Genomic DNA, 24,555 nt, shown 5'->3' on the forward strand with positions numbered 1-24,555 from the left:
GGGCCCGAGCCCCGGTTTCGAGCAGATCGTCACTCGGCTGCCTGGGCTTCCGGCGGTTTTGCCTTCAGGTGGACCAGCATGTCGATCAACGCCCGGTCGTGGAGGACGACCATGCGTTCCTTGTTGTGCAGCCAGCTGACCGCATCCTCGACGGTCTCGGCGTCGACCAGCTTGGCCTCGGCCAGGGCCCGCTCCGTCTCGATGACGCCCCGCTTGCGCGGAAGGGCGGGCGGAAGCATCTCGATGTGCCGCTCCCTCAGATTCGCATCCGCGTAGATGGCCCGGAGGCTGTCCGCATCGTCGAAGCCGAACGTCGCATTGCGCGCCTGCAGCTCATTGGCACGGGTTGCAATGGCCGGGGGCTGATGCTCCTCAGGGGTTCTGAGGAGCCCAAGGCGTTTCAGGGCCAGTCCGGCCCCGAGCTGGCCGCTGAGCCACGACAGGGGAATGGCAAGCAGCAGGCCGATGATCGTCGGCGACATCCACAGGAACAGGGACGTGGCGATCATGAAGGCCGAGATCCCCGCCAGGGCGCCGAGAACCGTATGGGCCCGATGGCGGCGGACGATGTCCTTGAAGGGAATCGATCCGTCGTCGCGACGCTGCGGCTGCCAGCCCGTGTCGCGACCGAGCAGGATCTGGAAGACCGACCCGGACTGGATGAGCATCAGGATCGGCGCCAGGAGGGCGGACAGGATGATCTCGATCGTGGACGAGATGACCAAGCGGATGCCGCCGCCGGAGGCGCGCCTGTCCTGGCCGCGGATGAGCATCAGCAGAAGGCCGAAGACCTTCGGTGCCAGCAGAATTCCCATCGTCAGCGCGAAGAGCGCCAGGGCTCGCTCCGGATCGAACCGGGGCCAGATCGGATAGAGCCGAAAGTCCCGGGCGAAATATTCCGGCCGGATATAGGTCGTCTGGAGGACGAGAGCGATACCGACGATGAGCTGGAACAGCCAGAACGGAGAGGCCAGATAGGACATGATGCCGGTGGCGAAATGCTGTCGCGTCGGCAGCTTCAGTCCCTTTGCGCCGATGACCCGCATGTGCTGGAGATTGCCCTGGCACCAGCGCCGGTCGCGGGCGGACAGGTCGATGAGCGACGGCGGGCTCTCCTCGTAGGAGCCCTGGAGGTCGGCCAGCATGTAGACCGACCAGCCGGCGCGGCGCAGCAGCGCTGCTTCGACGAAGTCATGGCTCAGGATATGGCCGCCGAATGGGGGCTTGCCCTTGAGGTCCGGGAGGCCGCCATGCGACGCGAAGGCACGGGTGCGGATGATCGCGTTATGGCCCCAGTAGTTGCCGTCGCGTCCCATCCAGACCGCCAGCCCCATGGCGATGACCGGTCCGGTGACCCGGGCGGCATATTGCTGGAGGCGGGCAAAGAGCGTGTTGCGGTTGATGATCAGCGGCAGCGACTGGATGATGCCGGCATCGGGATCGGCTTCCATGGCCGCAGCGAGCCGCACGATGCAGTCGCCGGTCATCAGGCTGTCGGCATCGAGCACCAGCATGTGCTCGTAATGGCCGCCCCACCGGGATACGAAATCGGCGATGTTGCCGGCCTTGCGGTGATGGTTCTTCTGCCGATGGCGGTAATAGAACCGGGCACCGGGGCCCAGCCGGTCCCGGAGGGCCAGGAAGGCGCGTTCCTCGGCGATCCAGGCATCCGGATTCGTGGTGTCGGAGAGAATGAAATAGTCGAAATGATCGCCCAGACCCGTTGCGTGAACCGATTCATAGATCGCTTCGAGAGCCGCGAAGGTGCGGTCGGTCTGCTCGTTGTAGACCGGCATGACGATGGCGGTGCGCTGCTGCAGCGAGGACGGCAGCGGGCCTCGGTGCCCTGGGCGCCGCAAAACGGCGAAGAAGCCCAGCAGGGCACTGGTGAACGCAACCGCAATCCACGAGAAATTCACCGTGAACAGGCCAACGAGAACCCACTGGAGGGCGGTGGTACGGCTCACCGACACGACCTGGTACATCTCGTAGGTGCCGTAGGCCGTCAGCAGCAGGCCGCCTCCGAACACGAACAGGCGGGCGAGCCACGTCCCCAGCTTGGGATGCTGCGCAATCGGCCTGCGCTCCTCCGCGTCCGACCAATGCCGCAGCGATTGCGTCGGCATGTCGAGGTGTTTTTCCGGCGGCATAGCGGAAGCCGGCCGCTCGAGGGCGGCCACATTCGGGTTTGAGTCGGAACTTACGGTGTCCAACGATACAGCCATGTCTCGCTAATCGGTTTCCCGCCTGATTCAAGGATCAGACGCATCTCACACGCGTTTTCGTTGCCCGGGTCAAGCTCGAACGCAACACGAACCGTCTTTCGTTCCGGATATGGCAAAAGTTTGAGGTTCTGGAACGTCCCAGGGCCAACGGTTAGAACGGATTTAAGGTCCGCCGGCAAATTGTCACCCAGCGCGTCCCCGGTGAAGTCGACGGTGAAACGCCGCCTCCGCCCGCCGCTGCCGCGTCCGGAGCGCGTGGCCGATACGGTGGCGAGCGGTGGCCGCTCGGGCGAGTTCCATCCCCAGTACTGGCGGTACGCGACCGCAACTTCCGACCCGGCCGCCATCGGCGCCTTGGGCCGCCAGTACGTGAGGATGTTGTCGTTGATCTCCGCGTCCGTCGGGATTTCGAGGAGCTGGACGCTGCCCTGACCCCAATCGCCGAGGGGCTCGATCCAAAGGCTCGGACGGCGCTCGAACCGCTGTTCGTCGTCCTGGAAGGCTTCGTAGGAGCGTTCGCGCTGCAGAAGTCCGAAACCCCGCGGGGAGCTATCGACGAATGCCGAAATCTGAAGGGTTTCGGGATTGTGTAACGGGCGCCACAGCCATTCTCCGGACCCGTTCAGCATCTGGAGGCCGGAAGACTCGTAGACCGCCGGCCTGATATCGTCGGAGTTCAGCAGATCGTTGGGGCCGTAGAGGTAGGTCGACGCGATGCCGCCCAGGCCCACATGTTCCAGGTTGACCCGCGGGAACAGGGTCATTTCCACGTCCACGATGGTCATGTCGCCCGGGCGGAAGGTCATGCGCACCGCTCCGCTGGTCGATTCCGAGTCGAGCACCCCGTGGACCGTGATGGCATTGCTGCCGACCCCGGGCCGTTCGAGCCAGAAGGCACGGAAGACCGGGAACTCCTCGCCGCGGGCTTCGGCCGGGCGCAGGGTCAGCGCGCGTGCGATCGCGCCGTAGGTTTGGCCCCGGGCAATGGCACGAAAGAACGTGCCGCCCTGAACGAAGGCGAAATCGAACGGCTTGCCGTTCCCCAGCTGGGCGATCAGCTTGAAGCCGGAATAGCCGATATCCGCTATATTGTTCGGCAGGTTGATGCGACCGTAATCGAACTGCGTCGGGCTGAAGCCGATCCGCCGGACGGCGCCGTCCTCCACGACGAAAAGGTCGACCGAGTCCCGAAAGACGAAGCCGCGGTGGAGCGGTTCCACCGAGATGCCGCGGGCTTCCGTGCTCCAGATGGCAGGCTGGGTATAGCGAATCGCCGAGTACTGCTCCTGGTTCAGATTGGCGAACACGTCCGGCAGGTCGTTCGGGGCGGCCGCGTAAGGCTTCTTGGAGAGTTGTCGCGCGATGTCGACGACGACGGCCGGATCGAACCGCTGATTGTCGCCCATCCTGGCTGAAATCGTCGCCTGGGGTGTCTGACCTCGGACGACCGGCGCGAAAGCAAGCCCGGCGACGGAGACGCCGATATAGGCCAGCATATCGCGCCGGCGAAGGGAGAAGGGGGACGGGCCCCTTGGCGAAACCGGCACAGCGATACTCTTGTGTGAACGAGGCTCTTCAGCCAGACAGTTGGAATGCCCTATACATATCGTCAATCGTGAGCATGAAGTAAACGAGCCCCGCAGCGGAAAGCGCGCCATTGCTCATGAAATGATTGCCGAAATACTCCATCTGATCTAGCTCCACGGCAAAGCGCCACCGGATTGAAACTGTATGACCTCGACCGCCTCCTTCAAGACTCCCTCTGATCGGAGCTGCCTTGCCGTCGTGCTCGCGGCCGGCGAGGGCACCCGGATGAATTCCGGGAAGCCCAAGGTTTTGCACCAGGTCGCGAACCGCTCCATGATCGGACATGTGCTGTCCACCCTCGCGAAGGCCGGCGCCACGAGCGTCGCGGCAGTCGTCGGACCCGACCGCGAGGATGTGGCGAACGAGGTGCGCAAAGGCTTCCCCGGAGCGCAGATCTTCGTTCAGCGGGACCGTCTCGGAACCGCCCATGCGGTCCTCAGCGCCCGGGAGGCTCTCGAGCAGGGGGCAGACGACGTGATCGTCGCCTTCGGCGACACGCCGCTGGTCCTGGCCGAGACCTTCGCCAAGCTGCGTGCTCCCTTGGCTCAAGGGGCGGGTCTGGTCGCCATGGGGTTCGAGGCTCAGGATCCCACCGGCTATGGCCGTTTCATCACGTCCGGCGACGAGCTTCTGGCCATCCGTGAGCACAAGGACGCCAACGAGGCCGAGCGGGCGATCACCCTGTGCAACGGCGGCCTGATGGCCATCCGCGGCGACCTGGCCCTCTCCTTGCTCGGGCGGGTCGAAAACAACAACGCCAAAGGCGAGTATTATCTGACCGATATCGTCGAGATCGCCCATGGCCTCGGTTATCGAACGGCCGTCGCCATCGTGCCCGAGGACGAGGTTCACGGCGTCAACGATCGTGCCCAGCTCGCGGCGGCCGAGCGGATGATCCAGGATCGGCTGCGCCAGGAGGCCATGGCTTCGGGCGTCACGCTCGTTGCTCCCGAGACGGTTTTTCTCAGTCACGATACGCGCCTGGGCCGGGACGTCCTGGTGGAGCCTCACGTGGTCTTCGGCCCCGGTGTGGTCGTCGACGATGGCGCCGTCATCCATAGCTTCAGTCATCTCGAGGGGGCGCGGATCGCACCCGGAGCCGGCGTCGGACCCTTCGCGCGCCTGCGCCCGGGCGCTTCCGTCGGCCCGAAGGCCAAAGTCGGAAACTTTGTCGAGATCAAGAACACCGAACTCGGAGCCGGTGCCAAGGTGAGCCACTTGACCTATCTGGGCGACGCGAGCGTCGGGGCCGGGGCGAATATCGGCGCGGGCACGATCACCTGCAATTACGACGGCTTCGGGAAATATCGGACCGAGATCGGCGAGGGAGCCTTCATCGGATCGAACTCCTCCCTCGTGGCTCCCGTCGCGATCGGGAAGGGCGCTTTCGTCGGGTCCGGCTCGGTTATTACGGACGATATCCCCGATGATGCCTTGGGTCTTGGCCGCGGACGTCAGATTGTGAAGGAGGACTGGGCCATCGCATTCCGGGAAAAAGCGCGGGCCGCCAAGGAAAAATAAGATCCAAGGGAAAATAAGATCTCTTGTCACAATAGGTTACGCAAGTTGATTCCTCCGCGTCGTCGAGCCTCTGTAAGAGAACGGTGACCGTGGCGCTGATCGGATGAAAAGGTAGCAGGCATGTGCGGAATCGTTGGAATCGTCGGAAAGGCCCCCGTTGCGTCCCAGATCGTCGAGGCCCTCAAGCGGCTCGAGTATCGGGGCTACGATTCCGCCGGCGTCGCGACCCTGGAGGAGGGGTGCCTCCATCGCCGGCGGGCCGAAGGCAAGTTGCGGAACCTCGAGACGAAGCTGTCCCAGTCCCCGCTGTCGGGCGTGATCGGGATCGGTCACACCCGCTGGGCCACCCACGGCAAGCCCAATGAGACCAATGCCCATCCGCATGCCACCGACAGGCTCGCGGTCGTTCACAACGGCATCATCGAAAATTTCCGTGAGCTGAAGACCGGGCTCGAAGCCAAGGGCATCCGGTTCGAAACCGAGACGGACACGGAGGTGGTGGCTCAGCTCGTGACCTACGAGATCCGTCAAGGGCGCCCGCCCATCGAGGCGGTCGCCGTGACCTTGCCGCGGCTGCGCGGCGCTTTCGCCCTCGGATTCCTGTTCTCGGGGGAGGACGACCTGCTGATCGGCGCCCGGCACGGGGCTCCCCTCGCCATCGGGTACGGCGACGGCGAGATGTATCTCGGGTCCGACGCGCTAGCGCTGGCGCCGTTCACCGACGAGGTCGCTTATCTGGACGACGGGGACTGGGCGATCCTGACCCGCCGCGGGGCCGATATCCGGGACGAAACCGGCAAGCCGGTGCATCGGGTTCGTCACAAGATCCCGATCGGAACGTTTCTGGCCGACAAGGGCAATTACCGCCATTTCATGGCGAAGGAGATCCACGAACAGGCGGAGGTCGTCGGTCGTACGCTTGCCCATTACGTCAATTTCGCGTCCGAACGTGTTGAACTCCCTGTCGAATTGCCTTTCGACTTCAGATCTCTCAAGCGCATTTCCATCTCGGCCTGCGGGACGGCCTATCTGGCTGGATTGATCGCGAAATACTGGTTCGAGCGCCTCGCGAGGATCCCGGTCGAGATCGATGTGGCTTCGGAGTTCCGCTACCGGGAGGCTCCGATGGAGCCGGGCGGCCTGGCGCTTTTCGTCTCCCAGTCGGGAGAGACGGCCGACACCCTCGCGTCGTTGCGCTACGCCACCTCCGAGAAGCAGCATACGCTGTCCGTGGTGAATGTGCCGACCTCCACGATGGCCCGCGAGAGCGACGTCATCGCGCAGACCCTCGCCGGCGTGGAGGTGGGGGTCGCCTCGACCAAGGCCTTTACCTGCCAGCTCACGGTGCTCCTGTCGCTTGCCATTGCGGCCGGCCGCGCGCGGGGCACCCTCGGCGCCGAGGAGGAGAAGGAACTGGTGGATGCCCTCATCGCCGTTCCTGGCCAGATGACCGAGGCCATGAAGCGGGAACACCAGATCGAGATCCTGGCCCGTGACCTGTCCAAGGCGAAGGACGTTCTCTATCTGGGACGCGGCACGTCCTACCCGCTCGCCATGGAAGGCGCCCTGAAGCTCAAGGAGATCTCCTACATCCACGCCGAAGGCTACGCGGCAGGCGAGCTGAAGCACGGACCCATCGCGCTCATCGACGAGACGATGCCGGTCATCGTGATCGCGCCCCACGACGCCATCTTCGAGAAGACGGTCTCCAACATGCAGGAGGTGGCGGCCCGCGGCGGCCGCATCATCCTTATCACGGACGAGCGCGGCGCGCTCGAGGCCGGTCTCGACACCATGGCGACCATCGTGATGCCGTCCGTGCACCCGATCGTGGCGCCGATCGTGAACGCGGTTCCGATCCAGCTTCTGGCCTATCACACGGCCGTGTTCATGGGCAAAGACGTGGACCAGCCGCGCAATCTTGCCAAGTCCGTGACGGTGGAGTGACGGCGGTCCGTCCATCGATCCGTCCATCGATCCGTCCATCGATCCGTCCTGCGCGACCGGACGACCTGGCCGGGCTCGCCGGCATCGAGCGTTCGGCCGCGCCGGTCTTCAGGGCTGCCGGCTTGGCCTGGCTGGCGGAGGGTGCCATCACCCGCTCCCACCATCCTCCCACGTCATGGCCGGCACAAGGCCGGCCATGACGTGGGAAGGTCGTGCATCCCGATATTCCATCCTCACGTCATCACCGGGCTTGTCCCGGTGATCCCGCTTGTCTGGAACGCCGAGCCCCCAAAAGATCGGGATGGCCGGCACAAGGCCGGCCATGACGTGTGGAGGGAATCATCACCAGGCTTGCCCCGGTGACCTCGATCTGAAGACCGCCGAGCGCATCCTGCGGACGCAAGCGGTTTACTGACGTGGATCTTCCGGTCGCTGACGCGGCCCTTCGGGTCCGCTCGGACGATGCGCCGCCTCAGGGTGTGGCCATCGGATGCGTACCCAAACCTGGGTCCACTCTTCACGTCCGATGCTCTAGCCCGCCCGCAGCAGCCTGATCGCCGAATCCCGCTCGAACAGGTACAGCAGCACCCGCAGGGCCTGGCCGCGCTCGCTGACGAGGTCGGGGTCCCGGTCGACGATCAGGCGGGCGTCGTCCCGGGCGGCGGCGAGCAGGTCGCCGTCCGTTTCGAGGCGGGCGAGCTTGAAGCCGGGCGTGCCGGACTGGCGCGTGCCCAGGACCTCGCCCTCGCCGCGCAGGCGAAGGTCCTCCTCGGCGATGCGGAAGCCGTCCTCGGTCTGGCGCATCATCTCGAGCCGGGCCTGGGCGACCTGGCCGAGGGGACCCTTGTAGACCAGGAGGCAGGTGGAGGATTTCGACCCGCGGCCGATGCGCCCGCGCAGCTGGTGGAGCTGGGCGAGGCCGAAGCGCTCCGCGTGCTCGATCACCATGATCGTGGCGTTGGGCACGTCGACGCCGACCTCGATCACCGTGGTGGACACGAGGATCTTGGTCTCGCCGCCGGAGAAGCGCTCCATGGCGGCGTCCTTGTCCCGGCCGGCCATCTTGCCGTGGACGAGGCCGACCCGGTCGCCGAAGAAGCCCTGGAGCATCTCGAAGCGCTCCTCGGCGGCCGCGAGATCGATGGATTCCGACTCGCCCACGAGCGGGCAGACCCAATAGACCTGATCGCCGCCCGCGATGGCGCGCCCGATGCCGCCCACGACCTCGTCGAGCCGGTCGATGGAGATCAGTTTCGTGCCGATGGGCTTACGCCCGGCGGGCTTCTCGCTCAGCACCGACACGTCCATGTCGCCGAAATAGGTCAGCGCCAGGGTGCGCGGGATCGGCGTGGCGGTCATGACCAGGATGTCGACGGCCTCGCCCTTGGAGCCGAGCGCTAGCCTCTGGTGCACGCCGAACCGGTGCTGCTCATCCACGACCGCGACGCCAAGGTCCTGAAACGCGACTCCCTCCTGAAACAGGGCATGGGTGCCGACCGCGATCTGGATGCTGCCATCCGCGAGGCCCGCCAGAATGGTCCGGCGGGCGACGCCCTTCTCGCGCCCGGTGAGCAGCGCGATGGTGAGCCCCGCCTGCTCGGCCATGGGGGCGAGGCGCTCGTAATGCTGGCGGGCGAGGATCTCGGTCGGGGCCATCATGGCCGCCTGGCGGCCGGCCTCGATGGCGCTCGCCATGGTGAGCAGGCCCACCACGGTCTTGCCCGAGCCCACGTCGCCCTGGAGCAGGCGCAGCATCTTCTTGTCGGACACGAGGTCGTGGCGGATGTCCTCGATGGCCTGGGCCTGCGAGCCCGTGAGCCCGAAGGGCAGGGCGGCCTTCAGCCGCTCGACCAGGTGGCCGTCACCCGCGTTCACCCGGCCCGGAAGGCGCCGCATGCGGCTTCGCACCAGGGCGAGGGCGAGCTGGGAGGCGAGCAGCTCGTCATAGGCGAGCCGCCGGCGGGGGGCGGATTTGGCCAGCGCGTCCTCGGAGAGCTGCGCGGCGCTGTCGGGTCGGTGCAGGGTGGAGAGCGCCTGACGGAAATCGGGCAGGGCGTTCCGGTCGAGCCAGGCCGGATCCTGCCATTCCGGCAGGCCCGGGACCTTGTCGAGGGCAGCTCCGATGAACTTGCCCACCATGCGCGAGGAGAGTCCCTCGGTCAGGCCGTAGACCGCCTCGACGGCCGGCAGGCTCTCGATGCTCTTCTCGTCGAGGATCCGATCCGGATGGACCATCTGGCGCCGGCCGTCCCAGAGCTCGATCTTGCCGGACACGTAGCGGCGCTCGCCGACCGGCAGGATCCTCTCGAGGCGCGCCTTCTGGCCGTTGAAGAAGATCAGCGTCACGTCCCCGGTCTCGTCCTCGACCAGGATCCGGTACGGCGCCCGGCGGCCGGGCGGCGGCGGGCGGTGGGCCACGACGGTGACGGACAGGGTCACGGGCTCGCCCACGGGCGCATCGGCCACCGATCCCTTCATCTCCCGCGAGATGCCGCTGGTCGGCACGTGGAACAGCAGATCCATGACGCGCGTGGGCTTGCCCGGCTCGCCCAGGAGGCGGTCGAGCAGGGGGGCGATCTTGGGCCCGACGCCCGGCAGGGTGTTGGCCGGGGCGAAGAGCGGATCGAGAATGGACGGACGCAATGACATTCGACGGGATGGCAACGGGCAGGGAGATGGTTATATAGCGGCTAGAGCATCGGACCCGAAAGTGGAATGCACTTTTGGGAGCAATCCGAGACTCAATCCCTTAAACGGCGCATCACCGAGTGCGAGCCCGGAGGGTCGCACGATGCGCCGGGCCGCCCGGAGGCGACGTCAACTTGACCGATCGGAGCAATCCCATGAGCGGAACGACACGCAGCAGCGCCGGCCTCGACACCCGCCGCAGGCAGATCCTCTACCGCTCCTGGCACCGGGGCATGCGCGAGATGGACCTGATCATGGGCCGGTTCGCCGATGCCGAGATCGGCGACCTCTCCGAGGAGGATCTCGACGAGTTCGAGCGCCTGATCGAGGTGACCGACCGCGACCTTCTCGGCTGGATCACGGGCGAGATCGCAACGCCTTCGAATTACGACACGCCCCTGTTCCGGCGCCTGAAGGCCTTTCACACCCACACCGCGCCGATCCACAGTTGAGGCACCTGCACGTCATCACCGGCACGAGGCGGGTGATGACGCGGGAGGGTGAACCTCCGACAGAGGCATGGAACAGGCCCCTCGACCGGGATGACAGACGCCCCGGCCGCGGACTAAACCACGCCAATCTTTCTCCCATCCGACGAACCGGGCGGAATCGCCCGCGTTCTTCTTGATCTCTGACCCGATACCTCATCATGAAGCCAGCCCTGACCCGCGCCCTCGATGCCCTTAAGAAAGGCCAAAGCCTGACGCTGTCGAGCGTTCCGGACGGCTTCGACGCGCTCGCCGTGGCGGATCTTGCCCGGGGCCTCTCCGGTGAGGTGGAGGGGCCGGCGGTGCTGGTCCATGTGGCCCGCGACGGGCAGCGGCAGCAGAACTTCGCCAACAGCCTGGCGTTCATCGCGCCGGAGATCGAGATCCTGACCTTCCCGGCCTGGGACTGCCAGCCCTACGACCGGGTCTCGCCCAATGCGGCGATTACCGCGCAGCGCATGACCACCCTGGCGCGGCTTGCCCGCTCCAGGACCTCCGAGGACAAGCCGCGCATCCTGTCGACCACGGTGAACGCCCTGGTCCAGCGCGTGCCCCCGAAGGCCCGCATCGCGGCTGAGACCTTCTCGGCGGCGCCCGGCAACGTGGTCGACACGACGCAGCTGATCGCCTGGCTCGAGAGCAACGGCTTCCTGCGGACGGGCACCGTGCGCGATACGGGCGAATACGCGGTGCGCGGCGGCATCATCGACCTCTACCCGGCAGGCCTGCCCAACCCGGTGCGCCTCGACTTCTTCGGCGACGCGCTGGAATCGATCCGCGCCTTCGATCCGGAGACCCAGCGCACGGTCGGCACCCTGCGCTCCCTCGACCTCGTGCCCATGAGCGAGGTCCAGCTCACCACCGAGAGCATCCGTCGCTTCCGGCAGGCCTATGTGGCGGCCTTCGGGGCGCCGACCCGCGACGACCGGCTCTACGAGGCGATCAGCGAGGGGCGGCGCTACCCCGGCCTCGAGCACTGGATGCCGCTCTTCCACGACCATCTCGACACCCTGTTCGACTACCTGCCGGGCGTCCCGGTGGTGTTCGACGCGCTCGCCGACGACGCGGCGGGCGAGCGCCTTGCCCAGGTGAAGGATTATTACGACGCCCGCCGCGACGGCATGGGGCAGAACCAGCCTGGCGTGGCGCCCTATCGTCCGCTGCCGCCGGACGCGCTCTATTTCGAGCCAGAGGAATGGTCCGAGCGCACCGCCCGTCTCCCGCTCGCGCGGCTGACGCCCTTCGCGGTGCCGGAATCGGCCGGCCGGCTGGTGATCGACTGCGAGGCCCGCCAGGGCCGCAACTTCATCGCCGAGCGGGCGGACGAGAACGCCAACGTGTTCGAGGCGGTCGTCCGGCACATCCGCGACCTGCAGGCGGCCAAGAAGCGCGTCATGCTCGGCGCCTGGACGGAGGGCTCCCGCGAACGCCTCTGCCACGTGCTGCAGGACCACGACCTGCGCCAGACCAAGCCCATCGCCCGCTTCTCGGACGCGCTGGCCTACCCTCGGAACGAGGTCCCGGTCGGCATCTGGCCGCTGGAATCGGGCTTCGAGACGGCCGATCTCGCCGTCGTCAGCGAGCAGGACATCCTGGGCGACCGGCTCGTGCGCCAGAAGCGCAAGTCCAAGCGCCCGCAGGACTTCCTCACCGAGGTGGCGGCGCTCACGCCCGGCGACCTCGTGGTCCACGTGGACCACGGCATCGGGCGCTTCGAGGGCCTGAAGACCATCGAGGCGGCGGGCGCTCCGCACGACTGCCTGGAGCTGCATTACGCCGGCGGCGACCGGCTGTTCCTGCCGGTGGAGAACATCGAGCTCCTGACCCGCTACGGGTCGGAGGAGACGGAGGTCCAGCTCGACAAGCTCGGCGGCGGGGCCTGGCAGGCCCGCAAGGCACGCATGAAGCAGCGCATCCGCGAGATGGCGGGCGCGCTCATGAAGATCGCCGCCGCCCGCATCCTCAAGGACGCCCCGCGGCTGACGCCGCCGGAAGGGCTCTACGACGAGTTCGCCGCCCGCTTCCCCTACGACGAGACCGAGGACCAGCTCAACGCCATCGAGGCGGTGCTGGACGACATGGCGTCGGGCCGCCCCATGGACCGCCTCGTCTGCGGCGACGTGGGCTTCGGCAAGACCGAGGTGGCCCTGCGGGCCGCGTTCGTCGCCGCCATGGGCGGCAAGCAGGTGGCCGTGGTGGTGCCGACGACCCTGCTGGCCCGCCAGCATTACCGCACCTTCTGCGACCGCTTCCGCGGCCTGCCGCTCAACGTGGCCCAGGCGTCCCGCTTCGTGCCCGCCGCCGAGATGAAGAAGACCAAGGAGGGGCTGGCCGACGGGTCGGTCGACATCGTCATCGGCACCCACGCGGTCCTGGGCAAGACCATCAAGTTCAAGGATCTCGGCCTCATCATCGTGGACGAGGAGCAGCATTTCGGCGTGTCCCACAAGGAGCGCCTGAAGGAGCTGCGCGCCGAGGTGCATGTGCTGACCCTGTCGGCGACGCCGATCCCGCGCACTCTGCAGCTGGCGCTCACGGGCGTGCGCGAGCTGTCGCTGATCACCACGCCGCCGGTGGACCGCCTGGCGGTGCGTACCTTCATCACGCCCTTCGACCCGCTCCTCATCCGCGAGGCGCTCCTGCGCGAGCGCTACCGCGGCGGCCAGGCCTTCTACGTGGTGCCGCGCCTCGACGATCTCGGCGACGTGAAGGCCTTCCTGGACAAGGAGGTGCCGGAGGCCAAGGTGGCGGTGGCCCACGGCCAGATGGCGGCCGGCCAGCTCGAGGACGTCATGACGGCCTTCTACGAGGGCAAGTACGACATCCTGCTCTCCACCACGATCGTGGAATCGGGCCTCGACATCCCGACCGCCAACACGCTCATCGTCCACCGGGCCGACATGTTCGGCCTGTCCCAGCTCTACCAGCTGCGCGGCCGCGTCGGGCGTTCCAAGACCCGCGCCTACGCGCTGTTCTCGGTGCCGGCCAACAAGCCCCTGACGGTCCAGGCCGAGCGGCGCCTCAAGGTGCTGCAGACCCTCGACACCCTGGGGGCCGGCTTCCAGCTCGCCTCGCACGACCTCGACATCCGCGGCGCGGGCAACCTCCTGGGCGAGGAGCAGTCCGGGCACATCAAGGAGGTCGGCTACGAGCTCTATCAGCAGATGCTGGAGGAGGCGGTGGCCCAGCTCAAGGCCGGGATCGAGGAGCCGGCGGAAGACCAGTGGTCGCCCACCATCGCGGTCGGGGCCCCAGTGATGATCCCGGAGAGCTACATCGCCGACCTGCAGCTGCGCCTCGGCCTCTACCGCCGGCTCTCGACCTTCGAGGCCGACCAGGAGATCGACGCCTTCCGGGCCGAGCTGGTGGACCGGTTCGGGCCGGTCCCGTCCGAGGTCGATCAGCTGCTCAAGATCATGGCGATCAAGGTGCTCTGCCGCCGCGCCAACGTGGAGAAGGTGGACGGCGGGCCGAAGGGCATCATCATCTCGTTCCGCGACAACGCCTTCGCCAACCCGACCGGGCTCATCTCCTACGTGACCGAGCAGGCCTCCTTCGCCAAGGTGCGGCCCGACATGAAGATCGTGTTCGTCCGTGAGACCGAAACCCCGGACGAGCGCATCAAGGCCGCGACCACGATCCTGCGCAGCCTCGTGCGGATCGCGGAGAAGAAGGCGGCGTGACACCCGCGCGGTCCGCCGGCCTGTGCTTCCTAAAGCATCGGACCCAAAAGTGGACTTGCACTTTTGGGATCCATCCGATGCTCTAGTGGCGAGGGCAGGGCCAGGGTGACGACCTTACCGCGTCGTCACCGGCCTTGTGCCGGTGATCCCGATCATGAGACGCGCGGTGCTCGAGACAATCGAGATGGCCGGGACAAGCCCGGCCATGACGTGGGGGGTATCCGTTGACGGAGAAGCGGTGAACCCTCAGAGGTCCGGAGCCGCGACCGTGTGCATGCCGAGCTGGTTCTGGAGCATCGTGGCGGCGCCGCTCACACCGCCGGTGACGATGACCGGCGTGCCGGTGTCGGCCAGGCTCTTGCGCAGGCGGGTCGCGAGTTCGAGGAACCGGCGCCGCTCGGCCCAGCCCGCATGGCGGGGCATCTGCAGCACCACGGCCGCCGGGCTCGGGATCAGGGCCAGGACGTCGTCCGCGGCCTCGAAGGGGGTCGTCACGCTCGCATATCCCATGCCGGCCAGCTCCGCCGACAGCGCGCTGTCGGGAGCACGGTCGCCGTTGTCGACGACGAGGACCTTCGGCATTGCGTTCATGGCGATACCCTGCAGTTGGACGCGTCGGTTGAGAAAGAGGTGCTCACCTAACGTCGAAGCAGAGCATTAGTTTCATTGTCTCCATGAATGGAAGCTCAACAATAGGGGGTATCCACGCCTCTTTGGGCTAGTGCGGCCGGCGCCACCACGTATCGATATTGACCCCCATCAGGGGCGTCCGGTCCGGCCGGCCGAGGTCGCCGCTATAGGCAAGCCACTGATCTTTCAGGTAGAACAGCGGGATCACGTAGAAGCCCGACAGGAGCGTCCGGTCGAGGGCCCGCACGGCGGACACGAAATCCTCGCGGCTTTTCGCCTCCAGAAGCGCGTCGATGAGGCGGTCCACCGCGGGGGACGTCACTCCGGCATGGTTCTGGGACCCGCCCCGCTGGGCGGCCGCCGAGCCCCAGCGGTTGCGCTGCTCGTTGCCCGGCGAGGGCGTCCCCGGCCAGAGCCACTGGACCATGTCGAAGTCGAACCGGGCGAGGCGGCGCCAGTACTGCACGTCGTCCACCAGACGCACGCGGGCCTGGACGCCGATGCGGCCCAGGGATTGCGAGACATTGAGGGCGAGCCGCTCCTGCGAGCGGGAATTGACCAGGATCTCGAAGGCGAAGGGCTCGCCCGTGCCCTTCCGTCGCAGCACGTCGTTGTCGAGGGTCCAGCCGGCCTCCGACAGGAGCGCGAGGGCGCGCCGGGCCATGTCCCGGTCCCGGCCCGATCCGTCGCCGGCGGGCGGCTGCCAGCGCCCTTCGAGGATGTCCTCCCGAACGGCCCCCGGGAACGGGGCGAGCAGGGCGCGCTCCCGGGCGTCGGCGGGACGGCCCGTGGCCGCGAGGTCGGAACCGGAAAAATAGCTGTCCGAGCGGGTGAGCTGGCCGAAATAGAGGTTGCGGTTCACCCAGTCGAAATCGAACAGGTAGCTCAGAGCCTCCCGGACCCGGGTGTCGGCGAACAGGGCCTTCCGGGTGTTGAACACGAAGCCGTTCATGCCCTTGGGCAGCCGGGTCGTCAGGGTCTCGCGCCGGATGCGCCCGTCCCGGACCGCCGGAATATCGTAGCCCGTCGTCCATTGGCCCGGATCGCCCTCGATCCGGAAATCGTAAAGTCCCGCCTTGAATGCCTCGAACAAGCTGTTGGCATCGCGATAGAAATCGTACCGGATCTCGTCGAAGTTGTAGAGCCCGCGGGTCACGGGCAGGTCCTCGCCCCAGTAATCCTTGCGGCGGGTCAGGACGATCCGCTCGCCGGGCCGCACCTCGGTCAGGGCATAGGGGCCGGACCCGATGGGCGGAGCGAGGCTCGTCCGGTCGAAGGTCTCCAGGTCGGTCGCATGGGCCGGGAAGATCGGCATGGTCATGCCGATGAGGAGCGGCAGTTCCCGGTCGCTGGAGCCGGACAGGTCGAAGCGGATCCGGTGCGGGTCCAGGATCTCGACCGCCTTGACCTGCCCGAAGCTCGACCGGTGGAAGGGTTTTCCGTAGGTCTTCAGAGCCTCGAACGAGAAGCGCACGTCCTCGGCCGTCAGCGGGTGGCCGTCCGAGAACCGCGCCCGGGGGTCGAGGTTGAACGTGATCGCGCTCCGGTCCTCCGGCATCTCCACCGTGCGGGCCACGAGGCCATAGACCGTGAACGGCTCGTCGGTGGAGCGGATCATCAGGCTCTGGAGCACGTAGCGGGGCACCGCGTCGGGCGCCACCCCGAGGACGATCAGGGGGTTGAGGCTGTCGAAGGTGCCCTGGAGGCCGAGCGTGATTCGTCCGCCCTTCGGCGCTCCGGGGTCGGCATAGGGCAGATGGTCGAATCCCGGCGCGAGCGCAGGCTCCCCGTGCATCGCGATGCCATGCCGCAGCGCCTCCGCCCCGGAGGCGGCGGAGATCGCCCATCCAGGCAGGAGAAACACGGCTGCAAGCAGCAGATTCCGTATAAGCCAGCGGCCCATGGCGCTCCCGGTGCAAGGTGTCGTTGAACCCGAGCAATGTTGTACAGAAATTTGCCCCGGGTGACTGGAAACCTACCACACGAAAGGTTAAAGGAGCGCCACACGTCTTGTCTTCGCCACATTCGGCAAGGATTTGGACCCCGTCATTGCAGGTTAAGAACACGCCGGGTAAACGGCCTATTCGAAAGCCGAACTTTCGACTGAAGAGGATCACACACATGTCTTTCGCGACACGCTTCGCGAGCCTGGGGGGGACCCGTGGCCTGGCAACTGCCTTGGCTCTTCTGGTGAGCGCACCCGTTCTGGCTCAGACCGCCCCGGCCCAGAAGCCCGCCGCCCAGCCGGCCCGTCCGGCCGCCCCGGCCCAGCAGCCGGCGCCGGGCGCCGCCGCCCAGCCGCAGCAGAACGCCGGCCCCACGGTCGTGCAGGTGAAGGCCGAGCCGTCCCAGCCGGAATGGACCAAGGTCTGCGGCAAGGACCAGAACACCAACACCGAGATCTGCTACACCACCCGCGACTTCGTGTCGGACCAGGGCCAGCCGGTTCTCGCGCTCGCCGTCTATGACGTGAAGGGCCAGCAGCCGCAAAAGGTCGTCCGCTTCGTGATGCCGCTCGGCCTGCTGCTCCAGCCCGGCCTGCGCTTCGCCGTCGACCAGGGCCAGGCCACGCCGGGCCGCTACGTCATGTGCCTGCCCAACGGCTGCTTCGCCGAGGCCCAGGTGAAGGACGACTTCATCGCGGCCATCAAGAAGGGCAACAACCTGAACGTCAGCGTCCAGAACCAGATGGGCCGCGAGATCACCTTCGCGGTTCCGGCCGCCGGCTTCGGCAAGGCCTTCGACGGTCCGCCGATCGACCCGAAGGTGCTCGAGGAGCAGCAGAAGAAGCTCCAGGAAGAGCTGCAGAAGAAGAGCGAGGAGATGCGCCAGCGCATGCTTCAGAGCCAGGGCGGCGCCGCCGCGCCGGGTGCTGCTCCTGGCGCTGCCGCTGGCGGCGCCGCCGCTCCGGCCGCCCCCAAGCCGTAAGGCCTGGACCATCCGCACAAACAAGAACGCCGGGCTCCAGGGCCCGGCGTTTTTTCTTGTCGCGACGAGGGAGATCTCAATTGGCCAGAATCGGCTTCGCCTTGTAGCTGCCGTTCTTCTCCCGGGTGAACATCTCGGCGATCATGGGATTGCGCAGAGGTTCCTCGGAATGGTCGGGCAGGAGGTTCTGCTCCGACACGTAGGCGATGTATTCGGTTTCCCCGTTCTCGGCGAAGAGGTGGTAGAAGGGCTGGTCCTTCCGGGGCCGCACCTCCTCGGGAATCGACAGCCACCATTCCTCGGTGTTGTCGAACTCCGGATCGACATCGAAGATGAGCCCCCTGAAATCGAAGACCCGGTGCCGAACCACTTGGCCGATCGCGAATTTTGCTGAACTCGCTTTCATGGTCTTAACTCCTTGATCTTCATATAGAGATCCTTGGCGGATTCTCCAAATCGCCCCGGTCACGATTGAGAGAGCAAGATCCGTGCCAGGGCCGAGCCGGAGACGAACCGGAGACGAGCCGGAGACGAGCCTTGCATTGGCGGCGGGGCGGCCTGCCGAAAACCGGGATTGCCGCAAGGTTGGAACCTTGCCAGAAGACGGTCTCCCGCCGGACATGCCGTCCGTTCCTCCTGCCGTCCCCGGAGCCGCCGATGTCCGACCTGATCGGGCTGTTCAACCTCCTTGCCCCGTTCTTCGGCCTCATCGGGCTCGGCTTCTTCTGCGGCAGGGTGGTGAAGCAGCCGGAAGCCGGGCTCGCCTGGATGCAGTTCTTCCTCATCTACGTGGCGCTGCCCTGCCTGTTCTACCGGCTCATCGCCGACAAGCCCCTGGACCAGCTCGCCAACTGGCCGTTCATCGCCGCCACCACGGTCTCGACCGCCTGCGCCTTCGCGCTCTCCTTCGCGACCGGCTGGCGCTACACGAAGGACCTGCCGCAATCGGTCATGCAGGGGGTGGCCGGGTCCTATTCCAACATCGGCTATATGGGGCCGCCGCTCATCCTGGCGGCGATCGGCGCCGCGGCCAGCGCCCCGGTGGTCCTGATCTTCGTCTTCGACACCCTGTTCCTGTTCTCGGTGGTGCCGCTGCTGATGTCCATGGCCGGCCTCGACCGGCTCAGCCTGCCGGCGACCATCCGCCGGATCGTCTGGCGCGTCGCCACACATCCGTTCAACATTGCCACCGCGGTGGGCATCGCGGCGAGCTACCTGCACCTGCGCCTGCCGGGACCGGCCGACCAGATTGTCACTTGGCTGTCCGGAGCCGCCGCGCCCTGCGCCCTGTTCATCCTCGGCGTCACCGTGGCCCTGAGGCCCCTGCGCAAGATACCCGGCGAGGTGCCGGCTCTCGTGTTCATCAAGCTGATCCTCCACCCGGTCTTGGTCTGGGTGGTGCTCTCGGCCGTCGGCGATTTCGGCCCGGACTGGACCTACGCGGCCATGGTCATGGCGGCCCTGCCGCCGGCGCTCAACATCTTCGTCATCTCGACCCAGTACGACGTGGGCGTGGAGCGCGCCTCCGCGTGCGTCCTGATCGGCACCCTGGTGTCCATGGTCACTCTGACGGGCGTCCTCTACCTCACCACCAAGACGGGGGCATTGCCCTACGATCTGTTCCCGTGAGGGCTTGCCTTCGCCACGTCATCGCCGGGCTTGTGCCGGCCATGACCTTGGAGAGCGTCTTCCCGGGCCAGCGGATGACGAGGGTGAGTTTCAGCCGGCCGACGACACCCCCTGCATCAGCCGCGGCACGCCCACGCGGGGGAGAACGCCCTCGCGCATCACGATCCGGCGCAGCGGGCCGATGTTGCTCAGGGCCAGAAGACCGGCGCCGCGCAGGAAATCGGTCGGGATCATCCCGGTCAGGAGCGTCCGGTTGAGGCCGTCCACGGCGGCCGTGCGCAGGCGGACGTCCAGGTCCCGGCCGCGCTGGTAGGCGGCCAGGGTCTCGTCGGATCCGGGCCCGTGGCCCTGGTCGCCGCCGTCGATCACCGCGTCGCGCAGGGCGGCGGCGTCGCGGAAGCCGAGATTGAGGCCCTGGGCGCCGATGGGCGGGAACACGTGGGCGGCCTCGCCCACGAGGGCGAGATGGCGCGACCAGTAGCGGTTCACCGACAGGCCGCTCATGGGCACGAGCCCGCGCGGGCCGTCGACCCGCATGGCGCCCAGATGCGACTGCGCCTGCCGCTCGACCGCACGGGCGAGGGCCGCGTCGTCGAGGGCGGAAAGCCTTTCGGCCTCTGGCTTGCTCGTGACCCAGACCAGGCTCGAGCGGCGGCCGGGCAGGGGCACCAGGGTGAAGGGCCCGTGCCGGGTGTGAAACTCCGTCGAGGTCTCCCGGTGGTCCCGGTCATGGGCCAGGATCACGGTTACAGCCGATTGCGGGTACGACCAGGTCTGCGTGCCGATCCCGGCGATCTGGCGCAGCTTCGAATTCCGTCCGTCGGCGGCGACCACCAGTCCGGCTCGGAGAGATGTTCCGTCGGCCAGCGTCACGACGGCCCCGGTCTCGCCGGTCGCGAAGCCCGTGGCGAATTCCGGCACCAGGGTCAGGGTCTCGCGGGTCCGGGCGGCTTCCGCCAGCGCCTCGACGAGGGCGACGTTCTCGATGTTCCACCCGAAGGCGTCGAGGCCGATCTCGCCGGCCCGGAACGCGGCCGGCGGCGGGCGGAACAGGCTGCCCGTGTCGTCGACGATGCGCATGGTCTCGAGCGGTGCGGCAGCCGTTGCGACCGCGGGCCAGACTCCGAGCGCCTCCAGGAAACGGACCGAGCCGTTGAGCAGCGCGACGGTGCGCCCGTCGCGGCGCACGTCGAGACCGCCGACGAGAACGGTGCTGTAGCCGTCGCGGGCGAAGGCCAGGGCGGCGCTGAGCCCCACGGCTCCGGCGCCGACCACGGCGATGTCATAGGTGCTCTCGGTCACGGTGCTCTCTCACCATCGGGTTGTGGACGGATCGCGGACTCACGGGAAACGGCGGATTCGGCATTGCCGACCGGCGCGCCGCTTCCCTATGATCGCTCCATAACGGAACTGTGGACCGAACAGCTCTTGCCAAGGTCTGCGCGGGCCGTCATCCATGTGCAAATTCCTGGCGCATCGTGCGGACCCGAAGGGCCCTCCGGGTCCGCTCCGAACGATGCGCCAAGCCAGACTATGGAGGATCGGACCCGGAAATGCATTCCGCTTCCGGGTCCGATCCTCTATCCCGCCGCAACCCTTGAAACCAGAGTCGCTTGTGTGAAGCCAGACGTATCATCATCCGGGCCGCCCCTCGTCGAACTTCAAGGCATCAGCAAGCGCTACGGCGACCTTCTCGCCAATGACGGGATCGATCTGGCGATCGAGCCGGGCGAGATCCACGCGCTTCTGGGCGAGAACGGGGCCGGGAAGTCGACCCTGGTCAAGATCCTCTACGGGGTCATCGAGCCCAGCGCGGGCGAGATCCGGTGGGAGGGCCGCCCGGTCTCGATCGGGTCGCCGGTCGAGGCGCGCAATCTCGGCCTCGGCATGGTGTTCCAGCACTTCTCGCTCTTCGACGAGCTGACGGTCGCGGAGAATATCGCCGTGGCGCTCTCCGGCGAGTGGAGCCTGTCCACGGTCCGCGGCAAGCTCGGGGAGATCAGCCGGACCTACGGTCTGGCGCTCGATGCCGACCGGGCGGTCTGGACCCTTTCGGCGGGCGAGCGCCAGCGCATCGAGATCGTCCGCTGCCTGCTCCAGAATCCAAGGCTGCTGATCCTGGACGAGCCGACCTCGGTGCTCACGCCCCAGGAGGCCGAACATCTCTTCGCCACCCTGGACCGGCTCTCGGCCGATGGCTGCTCCATCCTGTACATCTCCCATAAGCTCGAGGAGGTGCGCCGCCTCTGCCGCCGCGCCACGATCCTCAGGGGCGGACGGGTGGTCGCCACCATCGACCCGCGGGCGAAGAGCGCCCGCGAGATCGCAGCCCTCATGGTCGGCAACGAGGTCGGCGAGGTGCGCACCGACGCGCCGCATCGGGTCCAGGGCGAGGTGCTGAGGGTCTCGCGCCTGTCGATCCCGCCGGCCGGGCTGCACGGACAGGCCCTGCGCGACATCGATCTCGTGGCCCGGGCCGGCGAGGTGGTGGGCATCGCGGGCGTCGCGGGCAACGGGCAGAGCGAATTGTTCGCCGCCCTGTCGGGCGAGCGCCCGGCGGAGCGCGCGGACGTCGTCGTCATCGCCGGGAAGCCGGTCGGCACGGTGGGCATCGACGCCCGCCGCCGGCTCGGCGCCGCCTTCGTGCCGGAGGAGCGCCTGGGCCATGCGGCCGCGCCGACCCATCGCCTGAGCGAGAACACCCTGATCTCCCACGCGTCCGCGGAAGTGAGCCGCTCGGGCTTCATCCTGGTCAATGCCGCCCGGCGGCTCGCCCGCTCGATCATCCAGGGATTCGACGTGCGCACGCCCGAGGGCGACCCGCAGGCGCGCAAGCTCTCCGGCGGCAACCTGCAGAAATTCGTCATCGGCCGCGAGATCATCCGCAGACCCAAGCTCATCATCGTCGATCAGCCGACCTGGGGCGTCGACGCGGGGGCCGCGCGCCTCATCCGCCAGGCGCTCGTCGACCTCGCCCGCGCGGGCAGCGCGGTCGTCGTGGTCAGCCAGGATCTCGACGAGCTGTTCGAGGTGGCGGACCGGATGGCCGTGATCCACCAGGGCCAGTTGAGCCCGCTCAAGCCGGTGGGCGAATGGACCAGGGAGGCGATCGGACTGGAGATGCTGGGTGTTGCACAGGGCCAGGGGGGCGTTCATGCGCTTTGAGCTGACGCCACGTGCGAGCGTCTCGCCGGTCATGCGGGCGCTCGCCCCGGTGGCCGCCTTCGTGACCGCGTTCCTGATCGCCGGCTTCGTGATCTGGCTGATGGGCCGCTCGCCCGTCGCGGCCTTCGACGTCTACGTGCTCCAGCCCCTGAGCGACCCCTGGTCCCTGCAGGAGCTCGCCGTCAAGGCCACTCCGCTGGCGCTGATCGCCATCGGGTTGTCCTATTGCTTCCGGGCGAATCTCTGGAACATCGGCGCGGAGGGCCAGTACGTGATCGGCGCCGTGCTCGGCAGCTGGCTCGCCCTGAGGACCCACGGCACCGAGGCCGGGGCCTGGGTGCTGCCGCTCATGCTGATCCTCGGGGTCGTCGGCGGTGCGCTCTACGGGCTGATCCCGGCCTTCCTGAAGACCCGGTTCGGCGTCAACGAGATCCTGACGAGCCTCATGCTGGTCTATGTGGCGCAGCTCATCCTCGATTACCTGGTGCGCGGCCCGTGGCGCGACCCGAAGGGCTTCAACTTCCCGCAATCGGTCACCTTCGACCCGTCGGCGACCCTGCATCCGGTCCTGGAAGGCGGGCGGGTGCATTACGGCGCCCTGTTCGCCCTGGTGGCGGTCCTGCTCACCGCCGTGATCCTGGGGCGCACGCTCTTCGGCTACCGCCTGAAACTCACCGGCGACGCGCCCCGCGCGGCCCGCTTCGCGGGCTTCAGCGCGAAGGCCACCACCATGGCGGTCTTCGCGATCTCGGGGGGGCTGGCGGGCCTTGCCGGCATCTCGGAGGTCTCGGGCCAGATCGGGCAGCTCCAGCCTTCCATCTCTCCGGGCTACGGCTTCACGGCCATCACGGTGGCGTTCCTGGGGAGGCTGAACCCCATCGGGATCCTGATCGCCGCGCTTGTGGTCGCGCTGACCTTCATCGGCGGCGAGAGCGCGCAGATTCTCCTGAAGCTGCCGCTCGACCTGACCCAGGCCTTCCAGGGCATCCTGCTGCTCTGCGTGCTCGCGGCCGACGCCCTGGTGAGCTACCGCATTCGCTTCGTGACCCGGGGAGGGGGCAAATGACCACTTTCGAGGCCATCCTTCTCACCATCGTCACGGCATCCACGCCGCTCCTGATCGCGGCGCTCGGCGAGCTGGTCACGGAGCGCTCCGGCGTCCTCAACCTCGGGGTCGAAGGCATGATGGCCATGGGGGCGGCCTGCAGCTTCGCGGCCGCCGTCACCTTCGACTCGACCCTGCTCGGCGTCGCGGCCGGCATGCTGGCCGGGGTCCTGATGGCCGCGCTCTTCGCCCTCGTGGTGCTGGGCTTTGCCGCGAACCAGGTCGGCTCCGGCCTGGCGCTGACCATTCTCGGCCTCGGCCTGTCCGGCCTGGTCGGGGCTCCCTTCGTGGGGGCGAGGCGCGATCCGATCGCGCATATCGACATTCCGGTCCTGAGCGACATCCCGGTGATCGGCCGCCTGTTTTTTGAGCAGGACCTTTTCGTCTACGGGTCGATCGCGCTGACGATCCTGATCGCCCTGTACCTCACCCGGACCCGGTCCGGCCTGACCCTGCGCTCCATCGGGGAGAACCATACCTCGGCCAATGCGCTCGGCCTGCCGGTCTGGCGGGTGCGCTTCTGGGCCATCCTGTTCGGCGGCGCCTGCTCGGGATTGGCGGGAGCCTATCTCGCCCTTGTCTATACCCGCTTCTGGTCGCCCGGCATGACGGCGGGGCGCGGCTGGATCGCCCTGGCCCTCGTGGTGTTCGCGGCCTGGCGGCCGGGCTGGCTCCTGGTCGGGGCCTACATCTTCGGCGCGGCGACCGTGCTCCAGCTCCACGCCCAGGCGGCCCAGTTCGGCGTGCCGCCCCAGGTCCTGTCGGCGGTGCCTTACCTGGCGACGATCCTCGCCCTGCTGCTGCTCTCCCTGCGGCGCGGCCGGGCCGTCGGGGCGCCCGGCTCCCTGGGGGTGCCGTTCGTGCCTGACCGGTGAGCAAACTGGTGTTAATCTGACCAAAGTGTAGGCAGAGGAATTCTTGCCAGAACGCCTCAGACCTGCGACGGAAAGATGGAAATC

16 protein-coding genes are annotated in these 24,555 nt (G+C 67.4%); 9 read left to right on the forward strand and 7 right to left on the reverse strand.

Annotation, left to right across the window (positions count from 1 at the left end):
* Nucleotides 1-29: 29 nt before the first annotated feature.
* Complete coding sequence (gene mdoH / locus NF876_RS10335; RefSeq protein ID WP_262268716.1) at nucleotides 30-2,225, reverse strand: glucans biosynthesis glucosyltransferase MdoH; 2,196 nt, start codon at nucleotides 2,223-2,225, stop codon at nucleotides 30-32.
* On the reverse strand, nucleotides 2,201-3,772 hold the full coding sequence (locus NF876_RS10340; RefSeq protein WP_262268717.1) for an OpgD/OpgG family glucan biosynthesis protein: 1,572 nt from the start codon (nucleotides 3,770-3,772) through the stop codon (nucleotides 2,201-2,203). Before NF876_RS10340 ends, mdoH begins: the two co-directional genes overlap by 25 nt.
* A 184-nt stretch (nucleotides 3,773-3,956) precedes the next feature.
* Between NF876_RS10340 and glmU the strand changes: the two genes are divergently transcribed.
* Entirely contained in the window at nucleotides 3,957-5,333 is a 1,377-nt protein-coding gene (gene glmU, locus NF876_RS10345; RefSeq protein WP_262268718.1) for a bifunctional UDP-N-acetylglucosamine diphosphorylase/glucosamine-1-phosphate N-acetyltransferase GlmU, read from the forward strand.
* Between the two features lie 120 nt (nucleotides 5,334-5,453).
* A complete protein-coding gene (gene glmS / locus NF876_RS10350) occupies nucleotides 5,454-7,280 on the forward strand; it encodes a glutamine--fructose-6-phosphate transaminase (isomerizing) (protein WP_262268719.1) in 1,827 nt (608 codons plus the stop codon).
* Between the two features lie 531 nt (nucleotides 7,281-7,811).
* On the opposite strand, the gene recG is transcribed toward glmS, so the two are convergent.
* Complete coding sequence (gene recG, locus NF876_RS10355) at nucleotides 7,812-9,929, reverse strand: ATP-dependent DNA helicase RecG (RefSeq protein WP_262268720.1); 2,118 nt, start codon at nucleotides 9,927-9,929, stop codon at nucleotides 7,812-7,814.
* 194 nt (nucleotides 9,930-10,123) lie between these two features.
* Between recG and NF876_RS10360 the strand changes: the two genes are divergently transcribed.
* Both NF876_RS10360 and mfd read left to right on the forward strand, forming a co-directional pair.
* On the forward strand, nucleotides 10,124-10,420 hold the full coding sequence (locus tag NF876_RS10360; RefSeq protein WP_262268721.1) for an FAD assembly factor SdhE: 297 nt from the start codon (nucleotides 10,124-10,126) through the stop codon (nucleotides 10,418-10,420).
* 197 nt (nucleotides 10,421-10,617) lie between these two features.
* Nucleotides 10,618-14,139 carry a transcription-repair coupling factor gene (mfd, locus tag NF876_RS10365; RefSeq protein WP_262268722.1) on the forward strand — a complete coding sequence of 1,174 codons (3,522 nt, stop codon included), beginning with the start codon at nucleotides 10,618-10,620 and terminating at the stop codon, nucleotides 14,137-14,139.
* 246 nt (nucleotides 14,140-14,385) lie between these two features.
* Here mfd and NF876_RS10370 read toward each other — a convergent pair whose 3' ends face one another.
* Together NF876_RS10370 and NF876_RS10375 are read right to left on the reverse strand one after the other, a co-directional pair.
* Nucleotides 14,386-14,730, reverse strand: coding sequence for a response regulator (locus NF876_RS10370; protein ID WP_262268723.1), 345 nt, complete (start codon nucleotides 14,728-14,730; stop codon nucleotides 14,386-14,388).
* A 127-nt stretch (nucleotides 14,731-14,857) separates the two neighbouring features.
* Nucleotides 14,858-16,672, reverse strand: a complete 1,815-nt coding sequence (locus NF876_RS10375; RefSeq protein WP_262268724.1) for an extracellular solute-binding protein — start codon at nucleotides 16,670-16,672, stop codon at nucleotides 14,858-14,860.
* 218 nt (nucleotides 16,673-16,890) lie between these two features.
* On the opposite strand from NF876_RS10375, the gene NF876_RS10380 reads away from it, so the two are divergent.
* Nucleotides 16,891-17,697 carry an invasion associated locus B family protein gene (locus NF876_RS10380; protein WP_262268725.1) on the forward strand — a complete coding sequence of 269 codons (807 nt, stop codon included), beginning with the start codon at nucleotides 16,891-16,893 and terminating at the stop codon, nucleotides 17,695-17,697.
* Between the two features lie 76 nt (nucleotides 17,698-17,773).
* On the opposite strand, the gene hspQ is transcribed toward NF876_RS10380, so the two are convergent.
* Nucleotides 17,774-18,103: a heat shock protein HspQ gene (gene hspQ / locus NF876_RS10385; RefSeq protein WP_262268726.1), complete on the reverse strand. Its 330-nt coding sequence runs from the start codon at nucleotides 18,101-18,103 to the stop codon at nucleotides 17,774-17,776.
* A gap of 251 nt (nucleotides 18,104-18,354) precedes the next feature.
* Between hspQ and NF876_RS10390 the strand changes: the two genes are divergently transcribed.
* On the forward strand, nucleotides 18,355-19,326 hold the full coding sequence (locus NF876_RS10390; RefSeq protein WP_262268727.1) for an AEC family transporter: 972 nt from the start codon (nucleotides 18,355-18,357) through the stop codon (nucleotides 19,324-19,326).
* Between the two features lie 90 nt (nucleotides 19,327-19,416).
* Here the strand turns inward: NF876_RS10390 and NF876_RS10395 are convergent, their stop codons facing one another.
* A complete protein-coding gene (locus tag NF876_RS10395) occupies nucleotides 19,417-20,628 on the reverse strand; it encodes a UbiH/UbiF family hydroxylase (protein WP_262268728.1) in 1,212 nt (403 codons plus the stop codon).
* A 315-nt stretch (nucleotides 20,629-20,943) separates the two neighbouring features.
* Here NF876_RS10395 and NF876_RS10400 point away from each other — a divergent pair, with 315 nt between their 5' ends.
* From NF876_RS10400 to NF876_RS10410, 3 genes are read left to right on the forward strand one after another with little or no spacing between them, the layout of a single operon-like run.
* On the forward strand, nucleotides 20,944-22,491 hold the full coding sequence (locus NF876_RS10400) for an ABC transporter ATP-binding protein (RefSeq protein ID WP_262268729.1): 1,548 nt from the start codon (nucleotides 20,944-20,946) through the stop codon (nucleotides 22,489-22,491).
* On the forward strand, nucleotides 22,481-23,557 hold the full coding sequence (locus tag NF876_RS10405) for an ABC transporter permease (protein ID WP_262268730.1): 1,077 nt from the start codon (nucleotides 22,481-22,483) through the stop codon (nucleotides 23,555-23,557). The genes NF876_RS10400 and NF876_RS10405 overlap by 11 nt, the downstream gene beginning before the upstream one ends.
* Nucleotides 23,554-24,471: an ABC transporter permease gene (locus NF876_RS10410; RefSeq protein WP_262268731.1), complete on the forward strand. Its 918-nt coding sequence runs from the start codon at nucleotides 23,554-23,556 to the stop codon at nucleotides 24,469-24,471. Before NF876_RS10405 ends, NF876_RS10410 begins: the two co-directional genes overlap by 4 nt.
* Nucleotides 24,472-24,555: the final 84 nt, after the last annotated feature.

This window comes from Microvirga yunnanensis, assembly GCF_025460875.1.